At 35.0% G+C, this 16,839-nt stretch carries 17 protein-coding genes; all 17 read right to left on the bottom strand.

Going from position 1 to position 16,839, the window contains the following annotated elements:
- Window positions 1-109 precede the first annotated feature (109 nt).
- The 17 genes from JKA74_RS09435 to JKA74_RS09360 all read right to left on the bottom strand — a co-directional run bounded on the left by JKA74_RS09435 (window position 110) and on the right by JKA74_RS09360 (window position 16,084).
- The gene (locus JKA74_RS09435) at window positions 110-547 is read right to left on the bottom strand and encodes a MarR family winged helix-turn-helix transcriptional regulator (protein ID WP_201430933.1); all 438 of its coding nucleotides are present in this window, start codon (window positions 545-547) and stop codon (window positions 110-112) included.
- 461 nt (window positions 548-1,008) lie between these two features.
- Window positions 1,009-1,476 carry a nuclear transport factor 2 family protein gene (locus JKA74_RS09430; protein ID WP_201430932.1) on the bottom strand — a complete coding sequence of 156 codons (468 nt, stop codon included), beginning with the start codon at window positions 1,474-1,476 and terminating at the stop codon, window positions 1,009-1,011.
- Window positions 1,477-2,019: 543 nt separating this feature from the next.
- Entirely contained in the window at window positions 2,020-2,529 is a 510-nt protein-coding gene (locus tag JKA74_RS09425; RefSeq protein WP_317193580.1) for a VOC family protein, read from the bottom strand.
- A gap of 268 nt (window positions 2,530-2,797) precedes the next feature.
- Window positions 2,798-3,154, bottom strand: coding sequence for a DUF1801 domain-containing protein (locus JKA74_RS09420; protein ID WP_236587649.1), 357 nt, complete (start codon window positions 3,152-3,154; stop codon window positions 2,798-2,800).
- Between the two features lie 183 nt (window positions 3,155-3,337).
- Complete coding sequence (gene arsM, locus JKA74_RS09415) at window positions 3,338-4,276, bottom strand: arsenite methyltransferase (RefSeq protein ID WP_201430931.1); 939 nt, start codon at window positions 4,274-4,276, stop codon at window positions 3,338-3,340.
- A gap of 73 nt (window positions 4,277-4,349) precedes the next feature.
- Window positions 4,350-4,898, bottom strand: a complete 549-nt coding sequence (sigZ, locus tag JKA74_RS09410) for an RNA polymerase sigma factor SigZ (protein ID WP_201430930.1) — start codon at window positions 4,896-4,898, stop codon at window positions 4,350-4,352.
- Window positions 4,899-4,943: 45 nt separating this feature from the next.
- On the bottom strand, window positions 4,944-5,810 hold the full coding sequence (locus JKA74_RS09405; RefSeq protein ID WP_201430929.1) for a hypothetical protein: 867 nt from the start codon (window positions 5,808-5,810) through the stop codon (window positions 4,944-4,946).
- A gap of 219 nt (window positions 5,811-6,029) precedes the next feature.
- Window positions 6,030-6,326, bottom strand: coding sequence for a hypothetical protein (locus tag JKA74_RS20730; protein WP_236587647.1), 297 nt, complete (start codon window positions 6,324-6,326; stop codon window positions 6,030-6,032).
- Between the two features lie 462 nt (window positions 6,327-6,788).
- Window positions 6,789-7,799, bottom strand: a complete 1,011-nt coding sequence (locus JKA74_RS09400) for a hypothetical protein (RefSeq protein ID WP_201430928.1) — start codon at window positions 7,797-7,799, stop codon at window positions 6,789-6,791.
- 355 nt (window positions 7,800-8,154) lie between these two features.
- Complete coding sequence (locus JKA74_RS09395; protein ID WP_201430927.1) at window positions 8,155-9,120, bottom strand: alpha/beta fold hydrolase; 966 nt, start codon at window positions 9,118-9,120, stop codon at window positions 8,155-8,157.
- Between the two features lie 746 nt (window positions 9,121-9,866).
- On the bottom strand, window positions 9,867-10,937 hold the full coding sequence (locus tag JKA74_RS09390) for a ligand-binding sensor domain-containing protein (RefSeq protein ID WP_201430926.1): 1,071 nt from the start codon (window positions 10,935-10,937) through the stop codon (window positions 9,867-9,869).
- A 264-nt stretch (window positions 10,938-11,201) separates the two neighbouring features.
- Complete coding sequence (locus JKA74_RS09385) at window positions 11,202-11,798, bottom strand: hypothetical protein (RefSeq protein WP_201430925.1); 597 nt, start codon at window positions 11,796-11,798, stop codon at window positions 11,202-11,204.
- Between the two features lie 159 nt (window positions 11,799-11,957).
- A complete protein-coding gene (locus tag JKA74_RS09380) occupies window positions 11,958-12,623 on the bottom strand; it encodes a hypothetical protein (RefSeq protein WP_201430924.1) in 666 nt (221 codons plus the stop codon).
- Window positions 12,624-12,759: 136 nt separating this feature from the next.
- Window positions 12,760-13,410: a hypothetical protein gene (locus JKA74_RS09375; protein WP_201430923.1), complete on the bottom strand. Its 651-nt coding sequence runs from the start codon at window positions 13,408-13,410 to the stop codon at window positions 12,760-12,762.
- Window positions 13,411-13,812: 402 nt separating this feature from the next.
- Window positions 13,813-14,310, bottom strand: coding sequence for a hypothetical protein (locus tag JKA74_RS09370; RefSeq protein ID WP_201430922.1), 498 nt, complete (start codon window positions 14,308-14,310; stop codon window positions 13,813-13,815).
- Between the two features lie 150 nt (window positions 14,311-14,460).
- On the bottom strand, window positions 14,461-15,054 hold the full coding sequence (locus JKA74_RS09365) for a HEPN domain-containing protein (protein ID WP_201430921.1): 594 nt from the start codon (window positions 15,052-15,054) through the stop codon (window positions 14,461-14,463).
- Entirely contained in the window at window positions 15,047-16,084 is a 1,038-nt protein-coding gene (locus JKA74_RS09360) for a DUF262 domain-containing protein (RefSeq protein WP_201430920.1), read from the bottom strand. The genes JKA74_RS09365 and JKA74_RS09360 overlap by 8 nt, the downstream gene beginning before the upstream one ends.
- Between the last annotated feature and the right edge of the window lie 755 nt (window positions 16,085-16,839).

The raw sequence follows: 16,839 nt of genomic DNA, 5'->3' as shown, positions 1-16,839 counted from the left end.
TTGAGGTTGCTTTAGCTATCAGGCTTCTGACGGTTCCAAACCGTCTGACGCCTTTCTGCCCCGACAAACTTCAGAAGGCTATAAACTATCCTGACCGGCTTTCTGTATATTACAAACTCAAATTGTCATAAATGCTGTCGAGGATGCGCTTGAATTCTTTAAAATCGGATTCAGAAAGGTTTTCCCAGGCTTTCATTCTAATACTCTGCACTTCAGGCAGGCATTCTTCCACTAATTGTTGACCACTTTGGGTGAGGGCAATTTTAAAGCTGCGCCTGTCATCAGGATGGGCTTTGCGGATGATCAGCTCTTTAGTGGAAAGTAGATCAATAATACGTGTCATGGTGGGATGATCTTTGAAAGTAAGATCAGCCAATTCCCGCTGGTTCAACTCTCCCCTATCAAATAATTGCTTGAGCACTGTCCACTGATCTACCGTGATGCTCCAGCCCAATTCACGAAACCGCTGCTTCGCATATTGCTTTACCCGCCTTGCCGTGCGATCCAGCAAAAAGGAATATCTGCTATATTTTTGTGCTTCTTGCATTTAAAATAATTAGTATAACAACAAATGTAAGGGAAATATATGAAATAACCATCCCGAGCACTCGGAACCAACCGAGGATGAATATTTGGACACAAAACGTTCATTCCACAAGAGAATTCTGTTCAGGTTATTCCATGTGGCAACTTAAAATGAACATATACACATGAAATCGGCATTAAAAATTCCGAGCGAATTTTCAACTAAGCGTCTGATAGCTTACCTGCTTCTCAATGCTATTAAGTTAAGGCGAACTTCCTTCTCCCTATGGAGAAGGACGCAAGGTTGAGGTATAAATTAAAACTTAACTTAATAGCATTGACCTGCTTCTGGCAAAAATCTTTATTATGAATTCTCCCGAAAGAATCTCTTTAAGATATAACCTGCAGCGATAAATCAGTATGATTTGATTTCTCCCCTACTCCAGTAGAAATGTTATTCAGCTAAAGCATCTTTTTTTATTTTTACCAATACTCCATGATGCGAGATATCTTACCTTCTTTAAATTCGAAAAGAGTCATTTGAACTTCCCCTTCATTCATTTCATCCCCTGTTTTCTTCACAAATCTTCTTTCGACCACTATAGCATTCAGTCCGACAATTTTATTCTCTATTTTTATATCTGCTATTTTGCCGTTGTACCTACCATTGGACTGGTTGTTTTTATAACCGTTATATAAATCTTCGCGACTGTAATTTCCACCATATTTCGGATGTACATAAATGAAATCCTCTGTAAATAAGCTGAACAAATCATCAATATCTTCAACCTTAGAGCCTGTCTGGAAAATTTTCAGATTAAGATCATAATACTCTTTAAGAATTGCGTTTAAGGAATCTTTATGTGTTAATATCTTTTCCTGTGCATTACTTCTATTGGTCAGAAACAAAAACAGTAAAATTGAAATGAAGGGAATCAGTGTTTTTTTCATTGGGTAGTTAGTTTGTAAAGTTATATTGAAGGTTTGGTATTCTCTTTTTGTAGTTCTATAGCTAATTCAATTGCACTATCTTTTTTATAAGCTTTCTAAGCTTAAATTATTGCTAATTCCATGCTATTAGTAGTTAAACGTAATTTTACATGATTATTTTCAGTTGCCAACTAAAGTTAATTAAGTCCAAAATGGGTTGTTCCAATGATTAAGTTAAACTTTATTTTAATACTGTTCAGAATTGGTAGCTAGTTTATTTCTATTTGTTTTGCTTTTAGTTCTATTAATTCTTTATACCCATGAATAGTTGAAACCGGTAAAAAACTTTTATCAATATAAGCGAACCATGTAGGGATTAGTTTTTGGAATTTTTGGAAAATATTATCGATTACTTTTGGAGCTATTCCGGAGCCTTATACCTCTTCGGGTATGATTATCGAATAAATATTACCTAATATACCTGTAAGGGTATAGATGAATGAAGCGGTATTTTCGCTAACCGAAGTGAGCTTGCAGGTATTTTTCAAGTGGGTAATGTAACTCTCAACGGTGTTGGTCAAATAATATCACATTCCCATCCGGATCGGTTACCATCATACTGGCTGGCCCTGTAGTTGCAGGATCAATTTCATTGTCAATCTTAATTCCTTTGCTTTTTAACTGACTTTGAATTTCCCTAATATCATTAAAGGGCTCAATATTATTTCCATTTTCATCCCAACCTGGATTAAAAGTCAGTATGTTATTTTCAAACATGCCTTCAAATAATCCGATTAAGGAATTTTCGTTTTTCATAATGAGATACTTTTTCTCAATATCTCCTGCCAGAATGGTAAACCCAAGGTTTTCATAGAACTGCTTTGAAGTCTCTATATTTTTGACGCTAAGACTTACTGAAAATGCTCCTAATTTCATGTTTTCTCCTTTACTGGTTAATATTTCACTTGCTGCTATTACATTATTTTCTCTTTGCTCTTTGGAAATATTATTAGGATAAAATCCGAATAATAAAGCGCTTCCAAAACCTAAGGTAATTAATAAAATATTTTTCATCCCGAATTATTTTTGTTTGTCTTTTTTCGCACTTGCAGGCAATGCTTAAGTATCTTTTCAAAGCCATCCTGATTAATAAATTTACAAAAAATGTCTTAAAAGTAGATAATGTAGATTTCTTTTGATGCGGGCAAGCAAAGCATTTAGGTAAGTCGCACCGGATTTTGCTTTGGGTACAATAACCACCGTTCTGACGGTTTGGAACCGTCCTGACCGGTCTCGTCCATGAGTAAGTGATCTATCTCAGGTTGTTATTGATAATTATGATTTATACTGCTTGTTTTACAAAATAGGCTATTTCTTTACTCAACACATCTTCTCTTTTCATTACTTTTAAGTGTCTGCGGTATTTTCCTTTACCTTCAAGATGGCCGTTAGGATCTTTCATAAGATATCCGTTAGAAAACTCAATAGTGATATGGTTTTTGTTGAGAAAGATCCCGCTAAACAATTCATTGTTCAGAGAAAATACTATGCCACCGTACATTATTTTTTCCTTTGCTTCAGGGTAGGTCTCTAAAATAATTTCACGGATGTCAATCAGGGGTTGAGCTTTTTCACTGTCCATTAGATTGATGCCGTTTAGAAAATTTTGAACTTGTTCCTCTTGAGATTTTCTCATCATCTATTTTGTTTGGGTCTTTTAATGCCTAACAATTTACAAAAAATCAAGCATTGTTATATCCACATTGGGGAAAATCCCTGCTGTTGCCGGACAGGCAAGACAAAAAGCCTGAACGACATCTTCCGTTCAGGCTTTTTTTTGAGGGCATTTCACTTTTTAGACTTAGTGCTAGTGGCGTGCTATTTATCCACAACAACTTGAAACTTCACTATTTGAAGTCGCTCCGCAACAAGAAGTTTTTTCTGCTGCTTTGTCAGTTTTTTCGATTTCACTTCCGCAACATTCATTGTCTGTCGTATCGCAACAAGAACCTTCCTCTAATTTGTCAGCATAAAGTGTGATGCTATAAATTCCTGAATCCGATTTTTTAAAATCTTCCAAATCTTCTGTGCTTATATATTTCAAAAGCAAGTCGTCTGGTAATTCAATCAGTCGTTCTTTTTTTATTTGAATGTTTTTGAAACCCACCGACTTTATTATTCCTAAATATGCTCCTTTTTCACTTGCTCCTGCAACGCAGCCTGCATACATTTCCGCAGCTTCCAAAATTCCGTTTGGTAAGGTTCCACTATACACTATGTCGGAAATACTAAAATGTCCACCCACTTTTAACACTCTATTTACTTCTTTAAATGCTTTTTCTTTATCGGGCACAAGGTTCATCACACAATTGCTAATTACAACATCTGCTGTATTTGTGGGAATGCTTTGCATATTTTCAATTTCGCCTAATTGAAATTCTACATTTTTGTAGCCTAATTTTTGAGTGTTTTGTAAGGAACGAATTACCATTTCCGGTGTCATATCAATACCAATTACTTTCCCGCTTTCCCCAACAATTCTACGGGCAATAAACGCATCATTTCCTGCACCTGAACCGAGGTCAATAACGGTATCGCCTTCTTGAATATTGGCTATTTCAGTGGGGAGCCCACAACCCAGTAAAAGGTCTGCCTCCTTTTGATAACCTTCAACATTAGTGTAATCTTCTGTCATAGAAGTGCTCAACTCATCCGTTGTGCAACAACCTGTGTCTGTTGAACAACAGCCTGCCTGAATATTTCCTTTTGCAATGTCTCCGTAGGATTTTTTGATTTCCGATTTAATTTTTTCTGCATTCATTTTTTTACTTTTTTATAAATGGCAACATCGCCATTTGATAGTAACACTTGAACACTTGAAAAAAGACGCAAATTTATGCACACCCACAATTTTCATCTTCGGTATCCATCAGATTTCCATATTTGTCGCTTTGATAGGCACAACAATCTAATATAAGTTCTTTTAATTTTTCCTTTCCACGCTGCACCCTTGATTTTGCACCTGAATAGGAAATGTTTAATTTTTCAGCTAAATCCTTTTGTGAAATGTCCTGAAATTCTGTGAGCAACAACGCATCTCTATAATTTTCGGGCAACTTATTGATCAATGGCTTTATACAACATTCGGCAATTGTTGTGTTTAAAGATTGGGTGTCTTCTTCTGTTAATTTTTCTACTATTTCAGAGTCGTTTACTGTTTGTTTTCTGTTTCGGAAATAGTCGTTGATTGCATTTCTAACTATTCCATACAAATAATGCCTTACATTTTCAGCCTGGTTTATTTTGTCTATGTTGCGAATGATTTTAATAAAGACGTCCTGTAAAATATCGTCTCTGTCAGCCGAATTTCGTGTTTTGTTGAGAATAAACGCTTTCAATTCTTTGTGAAAATCAGTCCATATTGTGGTTACTTCGCTTGTCATATTTTATTCAGATTTACTTTGTCCAATTGCATGACGGTGAGATTTTCAAAAGGACGCAAATGCTTCTGTGGTGTTACTATTAGTATTAATTTGCCAAATTAAACCAATAAAATATCCAATTACTGGTGAGATTCCATATCCCATAAGCATAACAGGGAAATGTCCAATGAATGTGGCAAGTAATAAAATGAAGAAATAGATGCCCAGAGAAATGGATAAGTCATCTTTCTTAGAATAAGAATATATAAATGGAAACATTAATAAAAGCAATGAAATCATTGATGAGAAAAATAAAGCCAATGAAATTTCTTTTGTTAAATTAATGATGTTTTCTACATATCCAACTGGTTCCAGATTATCTAAGTTGTACCAGGAATAGCCAATCATACACAAGCTGAAAAACAAGAATGATATGTTAATAAGTGTGGCTTTATATTTTCTGAACAAGAAAACACAAATTGAAATAGAAAATGCTGACACCAGGGAGGCATCTGGTTGTAATAAAAAAATAATTGTTGTTATAGCGCTAAATGTAATAGCTATGGTACGGTTGGTAATCCTTGAAATTTGTATCAATATTAAAGGTGAAACTATTAAGCCTATGTTTATTTGCAATGAATTGAAATTTATCCAACGATGCACATTCATAATTCCACTGTCGTAAAAAGTACCTAACAGTAAAATTATTGAAACAGCTAAAACAATAAACGGATTAATGTTATTTAGCAGGATTGGCTTCTTTAAAAATAATAGTGCAATGAAAACGCCAAGGCAAACAAAAGTTAAGTTTAATAGCCAAATATTAGTGGGCACATCAAAATATATCATTGTATAAACTCCCAAAATTGTTGCTGGTAAGGGAACAAAAGGAATAAAACGATTAAATGATATTATTCTATCTGCGTTTTTCATTGAATATGTTATTTCCGATTTTATACTAATTCTTATTTGAAATTTTGCAAATTTATGAAAAGTGTATGAGTAAGAACTTTGATGTCGTCAGTTTTCAGTGCTTCTAAAAGTAGGCTTTCACATTCATTTATTTCGCTTGTCTTGTGTCATTTTTTACATCAATTAATTTTAAGGCAGCTTGTGTCGTCTGTTGCATTTACTTTTTATTACCAGCTGTATTTATTCAATTACCGCCTTTGATACATTTATTACACTTATAGAAAAGTGTTTATCTATTTCTAAGGTGTCAAACATATTATTAATTTTATTTTCTAATTCCTCTCGAGTTTTGACTTTTGTTAAAGTGTCAGTTATAAGATTGCTTTCAACCGCATCATTATATAATCGATTTAACATATTTCTTTTAAATATATTGATGCTTTTATAACTTATATTAAGTAAATATTGATGACTCTCATTCTCGATTTGGATTGTATCTACTTTTGGATAAACTTCATCTAGGGTAGAAACTTCCACAATATGCTTTCCCTTAGGTAGCCTATAAATCAACGTATCGTAGTATGATGGGCGTGATAAATCAATTTATCATTTAGCAATATTTTTATAGAAGGAGATTCTTCACCTAAAGAATAGTTATTCAATGAAATTTTTATAGTTATCGTTTGCAAGATAAGTATGAGTTAAAAAGCCATAAGTCAATACACAAAGAACCCAAGTAAGAAGTATCAGGGTTAGATACCCTTTATATTTCTTACTTTTTGATACCTGAAGTTTTCTTTTAAATTTCATTTATCTATAGCGGTTGAATAATCCCCCGCTATAATGATATTTATTTGATGTTTTAGGCTGTTTTCTTTGTGGATTTTTATGTTCTAATCAATTAATAGAGTTACTTCCAGAATTTATTCAGTGGCTGGCACTACTTTTAACTATATCCTCAATTTAGAATTAGAATATCAGTTAACCATATTTAGAAGTCTAAGTACCACCAACACCATTCTCTTGATTTTCTTCAAGCCATTCCTTGTATTCAGCATTAAATTCATTTTGAGAGATTAGCGAATAATCAGGTGTTATATCGTCTTTTTTGTTAATGTCATCAACATGTTTTTGTCCAACCTTCCAAACCCCTTTAAGATGTTTGTAGGTATTAGCAATTTGATTCATATGGTCTGATCTTTTTTCTGCAACTTCATCAAAGCTCAGATTTTCTGAAATAGTTTTTAATTGCTGAATAATAAATCTAGAAATTCGAGAAATATCTTGTAGTCCACGTTGCTTTTCTTCTTCAGTTGTATCTGAATTATCTGCAAAATGCTTGAGACGATTTTTCAGTTCTTTAGCAAATGGAATCATTATTGTCTTTGTCTTTAGGTAAGCATGGCCTATGCTAATTTTTTCCTCTCCAGAAAGGATTGGATAAAATTTTAGACTGTGATCCTTCATAAGGACGAGACTTTTCTCAAGAAGTATTACACCGTCTTCAATAAATTTAGAGACTGCTTGTTGTTCCCCTTTATTTTTAATTTCATTATTGAAAATAATGAAGGCAGGCTCGAAGTTTCCTAATGTATTCGATGAAGTACCAAGCAAGAGTAAAAATGGGTTGTCACCAAACTTTCCTTGTTCAGGTTTGAAGTCGTGTTCTTCCCAATATTCACCGCCAGTTTTACTTTTAGAAAAGCTTATTTCCAGGTCTCTTCGTTCCTTGGATTCGTCATGGTTTTCGCCAACTACATTAAGTTTATCATTGGCTAACTTTTTTAGTTGTACTACCTCTGGATTATTGTTAGCCATGTCCTGAAAAGCTTTAAACTGTATTGCTTTAGGACTATTATTAACCATCTCTTGTAGCTTTCGTTGAGCAATAGCCTCAGGTCGATTATCTACAAATTGAAAAGTAGACTCACTACCACTCTGTATCTGAAAACTAGATGCAGAAACCGATTGGCTTTTATTATCTTGTGCTTTGTCAGCGTGAGTATACATAATTCTTTCTTTTCGGGTTTTGGTAACACCTGCTATGATGAGCGGGGATTATGCCAAAGGCACCCCTATGGGAGAAAGCACCAAGCTTCCATCCGTTCACAGCCACAGCATTCCGATAGCTATCGTAATAAATTTACACATTGTAGCTGACTTTCCAACCACCAGTACACTTCCCTAACTGATGAAACCCCATTCATTCATAGCCCCTATGTAAAAGCATAAGTCCCTAACAGCTAAATTCTTAAATTAGGATTTGCAAGCAAAAATAAAAAGAAAGGAGCAAGGACTTATGAAAACTAAAATTAATAATTTTTCAGGAATGAATATCTATGCCGGACTTTAAAAGAACCGGAACCTAAGAATTATTCTGTTGTTCCAGCCATTTTAAGATCGTTTCGTTCGTTTCCTCTGGAAGTTCCTGCTGAATCCAATGGCCACAATCCAGATTGACTACTTCCACATTGGGTACGAATTCCGGTAATCTTTCAAACTTCGGGATCATGTCTCGGTCGCCATAGATCATGAGCGCAGGCTGGTGGATGATGGGATTTGCATCCGCTAATAAGTGCCAATTGCGGTCAAGATTCCTGTACCAATTTATGCTAGCTGTAAAGCCTGTTGCTTCGAAAGCCGAGACGAAAACAGCTAATTCGCTGTCGCTCATTACAGGCTCACCAAGTGGTTCTTCTGCTTTGGCAAGATTGATCATTAGCATACCAGGCTCTGGTGCTTTTTGGGGAACATTCTTACGGAAAATGTTGCGAAGAAACCGGGCTGTATTCTCATCCAATATTACGTCTGCAACGCCTGGTTGTCGATTGAAGTGGACAAAATAGTGATCGCTGCCAAAAAATTCTTCCATGAACTCAATCCAGGGTTTTTCTCCGCGCAATTGATAAGGTAAGGCCAGAGCGACAACTCCATTTACACGACCCGGATGCAATAAGGTTAATCCCCACACGACATTTGCTCCCCAGTCGTGACCTACAAAAGTGGCATCCTTGTATCCATAATGATCGAGCAGTGCAATAAGATCGCCCGACAAATGTTCAATGTCATAGGCTGTTACTTCTGCCGGACATGATGAGTTACCATAGCCTCGCTGGTTGGGAACTATGACGTGGTAGCCCGCTTCGACAAGTGCGGGTACTTGATAACGCCAGGAAAATGCATTCTCAGGCCAACCATGACAGAGAACAATAGGTTTTCCTGCATTTTGTCGACCTGCTTCAAAGACTTCGAGTGCTACACCATTGACTGAAATCAAAGTAGGCTTTGGAAATTCCGCTTCATTAAGAGTTGACTTAGTTACGTTTGTCATTTTTACGTGTTTTAAAGATTAATTGTGACAAACATATATCCGACAAGTGACAACCTTATGTCAAGAGTCATTAAAAATTAGTTAGTGGTTTTTTCAAATTCTGACTAACGTTTTATTAAAGTGTTAAGATTAAGCCATTTGTACTTAGGCTCCTCATGAAAAATAAATTTCACCTATAAACTGGGTATCCTTGCTTTTATTAGTGTTTCTTTAAATTTAAATCAAAGTACTAAACCTCAGAAAACAGGAATTTCATTTAATATTAAGGTTTAACTTAAATTTCATGCATTTTTAAACCAAATTTTATTCTTCATCTTTTGTCTACTATATAACAAGAAATTACCTGTTTCTTTTGAGCCTTGGTTATCTAAGCTCCAAAAGCCAGCCCTCCGGTCGGTGGCGCACCGACCGGAAGCAGAAAGGTAGCTATTTGAGTGAGATGGTCGGTGCGCCACCGACCATGGAATCATTGTGCTTTAGCCACTTTTAATAATTGCTACTATGTAACAACCTTTTATCTATTTTGAAGTCAGCCCAAAGATTGCGATGACTTTCCCGATGAAAATTCGGGACAGGAATACAAAAGATTGAATTCCGATAGCTATCTGAACAAGACAAAAAGAACACGCAAGTGGGAGTTTTAGCACTGAACTTCATTAAAAGTACAAAGCTTGGATTTAGCACTTCACTTTCATAGAAGCACTTAAGCCCTGCTTGCGTATAGGTACTGTTATGCGTTCGCAATTTTACCATGGTCCATTCTTAGTTACATTAATAAATATACCGTTTTCTAATCTAAAAGCACCACCAAATCCAACGAACCAAAGCCTATTGTCCTGGTCTTTAAAGATTTGAAAAACTCCCGGGCCTTTATTATATTCTGATTTTTGGAATTTGATGAGTTCATTTCCATCATAAGAATATAAATGGTGTTGATTGGAAACAAACCATATATTACCGTCTTTGTCTTCTGCTATGCTTCCTATCCCTTTTCCTGTTTCAATTTTCCCTTTTGTAATATTTTCTCCCTTATTATTGATTAAATGATAGAGTCCATTTTTTGTTGATACCCATAATTCACCATTTTTATCTTCGAATATTTCATTGACAAAATTCGTTTGAATTCCTGCTTTTTTAGAAACATTTATAAGTGAATTATTGGCGTATGAAAACAGACCAGCATTAGAACTAAACCATAGTGTGCCCTTACTATCTTCGAATATACTATGAACCATTTTTGTACTTGAAACACCCAAGGTAGAATCTACTTGTCCTTCCGGAAGCACAAATTCCGTGAACCCCTGACCATTAAAAACACAAACACCGGCTATAGTTCCAATCCATATCCTGCCATTTTTATCAGCAGCAATAGACCAAACATCATTGCTAATTAATCCATCAGATTCATAATAATTTGTCACAGTATTTCCATCAATACTGCTTATTCCATCTGAATGTCCTAACCATATTTTACCATCCTTGCTTTCTGTAATTTTTTTTATTGTTACACCTTTTCCCGACTCACCAATGATTTTATCAATATGAGTTAATGATTTATCTGTAAGTCTAAATGCTCCGTTTTGTGTTCCAAACCAAAAATTCCCTTTGCTGTCTTGAAAAATTGTCCTTACAACCTGGCTTATTTGGTCGTTTACATTTGTGCCTGGAAAAACATTAAAATCACTTTGAGTTAAAGTGTTGTTTTTTTCAATTTCCTTTTGTGAGGCTTTATTTCGTAAATCACCTTTGTTGGTCTGTCCACTGCAGGATTGTAAAAGAATGGGCAGGATAATAATAGATAGGAATACCTTTTTCATCATTGATTTTTTTATACGAGGCATAACGCCTACATAAAACCCGTTTGTTTTACTAGGCTATGAAATACTGAAAGTAGTGATTTATGCTTTCTCCGCAAATAGATACACTTCATTAATTGCAAAAGCGTAGAATAATTAAACACTATACTTGACCAAAGCACAATCTGTGGTTGCCAGCTATGAAAAGCAAGCATAAATTACGGGCTATTTAGCAGTCAATTTGCTACAAGGTGATGAGCAAATGGGTTTTATTATATGTTAGCATTATTTATATTCTTTGAAGCTAGGATAATCATACTCTTCTGCTCTTTTCGTTATTTTTTCATCTAATTTACCTCCTTTGTCGTAGTCGTAAACCGAATATATTTCTTCATCATAACGATGGAAATAAATACTATCTTCTTTTACAATAAAAGTCTTGTATATCAGACTGTAATCCATCTTTGTTCCAATCCTACTTTCGAATGTGAAATAGTTTTTGGTTACAACTATTTTTTGAAAACCATCACATATAATATGGTCATTCCTTTCTATATAGTCATAGTCTCCTTCAGAATTTCCATAGAAAATAACAACTGGTCTGGTTGAATTTAAAGAATCTTTTCTTGAGCAAACAACGATAGCATCCGTATAGCCATCAAGGTTTATATCTGCTTTTTTAACATACTCAAGGTTTAATTCACGGGGAAGAATCTCATAAACTTGTACTTTAGAATTGATCTTGTCGGAAGAGTTCTTGGGAACCTCTGGGACTAAAGTTTTTGGATTTTTAGATAATGGAGGCTTTTCGTTCTGTGTTGTCTGTCCACAGCTAGAAATAATAGCTAAAAACAAATGAAAAACTAATATGATTGCTCTCATTGTACTCTATATTAATGCTAACGCCACTGTATGAAGCTTGGCTATTTTAAATGTACAAAAATTTCAGTTTAATACTATGGCAATTCGCAGGATTGATGGGCTTTCTACAACGGGCAAAGTGTCGTTAAACACTGATCAGCTATGATTTCATACTGAATGTCATCTTCTTTTTTTTCTCTTCGACTTATCTTCATTAATTGATTTAAAATATTCAGCGAATGCATTTCTATAATCTGTAAAATGAAATTTGTTCTGTATTAGTGTGTAGCAGAAGGTTGCTTTATATAATTCAGGAACATACCACGTTTGATCAGATTGATGGAGCTTACTCATCATTTCGATAGGGGCGTAGTGCATAATTGTTCTGATGCCTAATTTACTATAAAATTCAGATACATAATTTGACATATCAGTAGCTCCCATCATTTGGTACTTTTCAAAAGGTAGTTCAACGTACTTCCCGTCTTTAGTTACTATATAAGTGATCTCATCCTCTGTTTTTAAATTTAAGAATTCTACATTGATCAATTCCTTCCATAGTTTATCTACATTAACAGGCGGATCGATGGGTGGGAGTTCAATTCGCTTACTATCAATGTTACTGATAACAGTACGGCTATAGCTCCAAGTGCTATCTTGATTATAAGTAAGCTCAAGGTATGAAGAAAAGTGCCAAGCACTAGCCACTATAAATTTGTATTGAAATATAGCTGAAGTATCTTGCGGAGTATCGAATATTGTTGTGTCAGAATTGGGTTCAAAACTAAACTGTGCTCTTCCTAATAAAGGGACTATAAAAAGTAAGGCAATGAGAATAGTTTTCATAGGTTATTGAATATAACGGTTTGCAGCTACCCGAAGGTACCGATTTCGAAGCACTTCACTGTCAGCCAAGCAGAAACTTTGATAGAAGCATAAAGCTTGATTTAACCACTGAACCGCCACTTTGGAGTCGCTGCTGTCATATGCTAGTTTTTTTATTTCTGTCAATTAGTCGTTGGTCTATTTTTTTTATTAGTTCAAATACGTAGTCGAAATAGTTCGCAGCATTTTCTTTTGCGAAATTCTCAATATGTACTGCCTGCATAAACGGAATTATTTTCTGGTTTACCGTCACAGGTTTAATTTCTGTCGGGTTTGAAAAACTGCCTTGAAACATTGTCGTTTCGTCAGGTATTCCATTTAAAATTTTACTTGAGTCTGCGTGAGAGAAACCGTTTCTCATTAATTCTCGAATTGTGTCGAAAAGAAATGCTTTCTCCTTTTCTGTTACTAAGTCAAGTTTCTTACATTTTTCAATCGAGTTTCCTAATGAAATTGAACTGTATTTTTTATTCGGTCCCGCAAAAGTAGCACCCCAGTCTTCAACAGGTTTTGGTCCAATCCCAGCTTCGTCATAAATTAATGATAGTTTTAAAAGTCTTTCAAGCAAATTATTCGTCAAAGTGATTGAAGCTCTGTGAAATTCGAGAATTAAGCATTTGTTGATTTCAAATACAATTCCTCCTAATTCACTAAATACATAAAATTCAAAATCAAAATATTTGGAACGGCTTTGAAAATTCTTATTCAAATTGCCCATAAATATCTTTTCAAAAAGTCCTTTTTCCATACTTCGATTTCTGTTTATGTATCGGCTTCAAATAGCATATAGCGATCTGGGCTATGGCAAGTACGGGATTTTGAAACTCGTAACTGTCAGCCCGCAATAACTTTAATTAAATACGAGAAACTATGAATTTAAGACATAAACCCGCATTTGCAATACCCGTTGTTGGCACGTATTTTTTGTTTTTTCTTCGGTCATTGAATTTCAGATAATCGAACCTGTCAAAGGTGTAAATCTGAATTTGGTGTTCCGAGAATGCAAAATCCGCCAAGCCCGCCTTAGTCTTTTTTCTTTGGTGGAGGTGGTGGTGGATTTCTCATTGAAGGGACTTGCCCTTTTGGTTTTGGTTCTCCGCCTCCTGGATTATTTCTCGGTATTCCTTGAGGTTTGCTTGGTCTCTCTTGTTTAGCCATTGATATGATATTTATTTAAATAATGATTTGTTTCAATTTCTGTATGTTCAATCAGTTTTTTATATCGCTTGATACTCAATTTGCAATCAAGTTCTTCGATATTCTCCCAATCGGACTGTCGAAGCTCGAAATATTTATCCATTGCCTTATTGTCTTTTATTTGGTCGTAGTGATATTTAGTCCAAAGGCGTTCAAGTTTATTGAAATATCTTGTGTACATCATTCTCAAATTAGAAATCTCCTCAATTTCTTTATCGGAACGGATTATTTGATTCTCAATAAGCAACAAAAGCTGAACAATAGCTATAAGAATAAAAGCAATCCAAACATAATCCTCAAAATATTTCCATCCGAGTATTCCACTCAAAGAGACGATAAGTGTCAAAATTTGAAATACTTTTTTCAAAGTACGTTGAAGTCCGAGATATTTAGTCAGATAAATTTCTCCGTACTTTATGTTAGTCATTTCATACCAAATCTTATTCGTCATCTTTTTTTATATGTGCCACAACGATATGGCTAAAAAACTTTGGCGGATTAATAGCACTTCACTTTCCGCCCTTGATAAAGGTAGCAAAAAGCTATAATATTTCCATTAACTGCATAACCGCCATTGTTTTTAACCTCGTGTTGGCATCTGTTATTTTTTCATTTCTTCAATACATTTATCTAATGTTTTCATGTATTTATCAATCTCATCTATGTACTGCATAATGTCGGAGAAGGAAATGTCTGACGCATCATCATTGTGATGAAGTATCTTATTCCGTTTTACAACTATCATATTTATTCTTTCCTTGCAGCTGTTAAAGTCAGCATTAGTTTCAAGATTTATTCCAATATTTCTAAATAACTTTATAGTTCTAAAAGGGCTTCCCGAAATATGTTCATCTAAATCTTTTTTCTTGATACGGACCTTCAAATTACTGAAGCTGTAGGACTTTTCTTTAATCTCCTTGTCATAGTTCAAATCCCATAGAATGAGGTTATGAGGAATTTTACTTGATTCAATTCTTGTGTTTATATTTTCTATGCAGGAAAATGTTACATCCTTGATAAAGGACTCCAAATAGGCACAGATATTTACTAAAAATGATTTTGTGAAAAAATTTATGTTATCCCCAAAATAGGGATCAGGACTTTCAATAACACTTTTAGTGCTGGTTTTGTCAACTATATCTTTTAGCTTCTCAAGTTGACTACTATAGTCAGAATATATACTTGATTCAGCCATCAATTTCATCCAATTTATTTTCCCACAATTCTCTTCTTTTCAAAATTGATGATTTATTCTGTAATCCACCAGATAAGGTTCTTTGAAGTTCTTCATTAGCACATAATTCTTTAAATTTCTCTCTAATTTCAGATTTATTCAATTCAATAAACTTATCTGATTTTTCAGAGAAACTCCACATCAAAAGGTCATAGTAAACCATACTCTGTCTTTTTCTGTCCTTATTGACATCTATGAAAGCTTCATCTCCAAATACAGTAAGTACCCGTTGAAGTGATGAGTTAAACAACTCCCTTAGCTCAGATATTCTTTCTTCTGATGGGTTTTGATTTTGTTCCATGTATTTATCAAGAAACTTATTTAGCTTGTCTTGATACTCACTTAAGTCTTCTTGAAGAGCAAAAAACCTTAACACCTGTTCTTCTCCTTCCAAACTGTTTTTTTCTCTTTGGCTGTTTTGACCAATTCCAAACTCCTTGATTAAATTTGTTTTAGCTAACTCTGAAAGCAAATCATCTAACTTACCTTGGTATATTGCATGTCTAATTTCTTGATTAGAAAGACTTACAGCACCTTGATTAAGTCTAGAGAAAATTTCCTGAATAAGGAATTTAGGATTTTCTTTCCTAAGAATAATGCACCTTATTGTTGTGCTTTCTAATTCATTTTGATAGTCTCCAATCTCGGAAAACTTTTTCCCTTCGAGTTCTTTGAATGTTGATAGCCCTTCCAATGCAAATTCATCATTGAAAAATTTACTGATTGTTGTAATCCTCTGCACTCCATCAATTACAAGTTGTTTCCCATCATCAGTTTCAGCAAAATAACAGGCAGGAAGCGGTATTCGCATTAAGCAAGATTCAATGAAGCGTGAGGCGCGCTCCCAACCTTCTTTATCCCATTTGTATTTTCTTTGAAAATCAGGATTCAAGATTAACTTCGGAGGTTTAGAGTTGACCCTTCCAACCAATGTTTCAAAAGGGTAATCTATAGGATAGAGGTTTAAGACTTTTGTATCGTTATTTTCCATTTATGCTTGTGGTTTTATAATTCAGGCCAACATCCGGCTAAGTGTACCTCCCGGTACACATATTTGCCTTATATTTTTAATTAACCAACATCCAACGAGTGTAAACGCTTACCAACATTTACACACAGCTTTATGCCGGTTACTGTAATCAAAGTGTTGAACATAAGTGATTCCTGCATCAAACCCTAAATATTCATCGAATAGCATGGCAAAATACCTATATGTAGGTAGTACTTCTTGCACTAAAATGAGGGAAAGTGTCAAAAAAGCAATTTCCCCTGACATCCAAGGGCATCTTACTTTTCAATTAATCTTCTGAAAATGAGGGGGCACTGCAAAGCTATTTCAGGATTAAAAACCCTCCCGGGTAAATTGTTAAGCCTCCCGGCTCAATGTTACCCTTCCCGGGAGAGTTAGCAGGCTTCCCGGGTAAGTTGGAACCTTTCCCGGGTGAATATATACCCGTCCCGGGTGAATTTACAGTACTCCCGGCTCCCGGGAAGCACCAAAGGTGCCCCGGGAAGCCTGAATTTCGCCCGGGAGAGAGTTATAACTAGCATCTAAATGTCTGACATTGTTAACAAACCACCAGAGGCATGCTTTGGTGGTTTTTTGGTGGTTGGAAATATTTAAACCACGGGTTTAAATGAAAAAATTCCCTTCTGTAAGGGAATAGCCCGCACTCAGCTTCAACCGATGTCGGAACGTTGAAAACGTCAGACATCTCAGATTACCACAAAGCCAGTTTAATTCCT

This window comes from Marivirga aurantiaca (assembly GCF_016679925.1).
Taxonomy (GTDB): domain Bacteria; phylum Bacteroidota; class Bacteroidia; order Cytophagales; family Cyclobacteriaceae; genus Marivirga; species Marivirga aurantiaca.
Note: the sequence above shows the minus strand (reverse complement) of the source record. Positions and strands in the feature narration are given on the sequence as shown.

Excerpts from the sequence above, each read along its gene's own strand:
- JKA74_RS09435 (WP_201430933.1), bottom strand. The coding sequence starts at position 547 with ATGCAAGAAGCACAAAAATATAGCAGATATTCCTTTTTGCTGGATCGC.
- JKA74_RS09430 (WP_201430932.1), bottom strand. The coding sequence starts at position 1,476 with ATGAAAAAAACACTGATTCCCTTCATTTCAATTTTACTGTTTTTGTTT.
- JKA74_RS09425 (WP_317193580.1), bottom strand. The coding sequence starts at position 2,529 with ATGAAAAATATTTTATTAATTACCTTAGGTTTTGGAAGCGCTTTATTA.
- JKA74_RS09420 (WP_236587649.1), bottom strand. The coding sequence starts at position 3,154 with ATGATGAGAAAATCTCAAGAGGAACAAGTTCAAAATTTTCTAAACGGC.
- arsM (WP_201430931.1), bottom strand. The coding sequence starts at position 4,276 with ATGAATGCAGAAAAAATTAAATCGGAAATCAAAAAATCCTACGGAGAC.
- sigZ (WP_201430930.1), bottom strand. The coding sequence starts at position 4,898 with ATGACAAGCGAAGTAACCACAATATGGACTGATTTTCACAAAGAATTG.
- JKA74_RS09405 (WP_201430929.1), bottom strand. The coding sequence starts at position 5,810 with ATGAAAAACGCAGATAGAATAATATCATTTAATCGTTTTATTCCTTTT.
- JKA74_RS09400 (WP_201430928.1), bottom strand. The coding sequence starts at position 7,799 with ATGTATACTCACGCTGACAAAGCACAAGATAATAAAAGCCAATCGGTT.
- JKA74_RS09395 (WP_201430927.1), bottom strand. The coding sequence starts at position 9,120 with ATGACAAACGTAACTAAGTCAACTCTTAATGAAGCGGAATTTCCAAAG.
- JKA74_RS09390 (WP_201430926.1), bottom strand. The coding sequence starts at position 10,937 with ATGAAAAAGGTATTCCTATCTATTATTATCCTGCCCATTCTTTTACAA.
- JKA74_RS09385 (WP_201430925.1), bottom strand. The coding sequence starts at position 11,798 with ATGAGAGCAATCATATTAGTTTTTCATTTGTTTTTAGCTATTATTTCT.
- JKA74_RS09380 (WP_201430924.1), bottom strand. The coding sequence starts at position 12,623 with ATGAAAACTATTCTCATTGCCTTACTTTTTATAGTCCCTTTATTAGGA.
- JKA74_RS09375 (WP_201430923.1), bottom strand. The coding sequence starts at position 13,410 with ATGGAAAAAGGACTTTTTGAAAAGATATTTATGGGCAATTTGAATAAG.
- JKA74_RS09370 (WP_201430922.1), bottom strand. The coding sequence starts at position 14,310 with ATGACGAATAAGATTTGGTATGAAATGACTAACATAAAGTACGGAGAA.
- JKA74_RS09365 (WP_201430921.1), bottom strand. The coding sequence starts at position 15,054 with ATGGCTGAATCAAGTATATATTCTGACTATAGTAGTCAACTTGAGAAG.
- JKA74_RS09360 (WP_201430920.1), bottom strand. The coding sequence starts at position 16,084 with ATGGAAAATAACGATACAAAAGTCTTAAACCTCTATCCTATAGATTAC.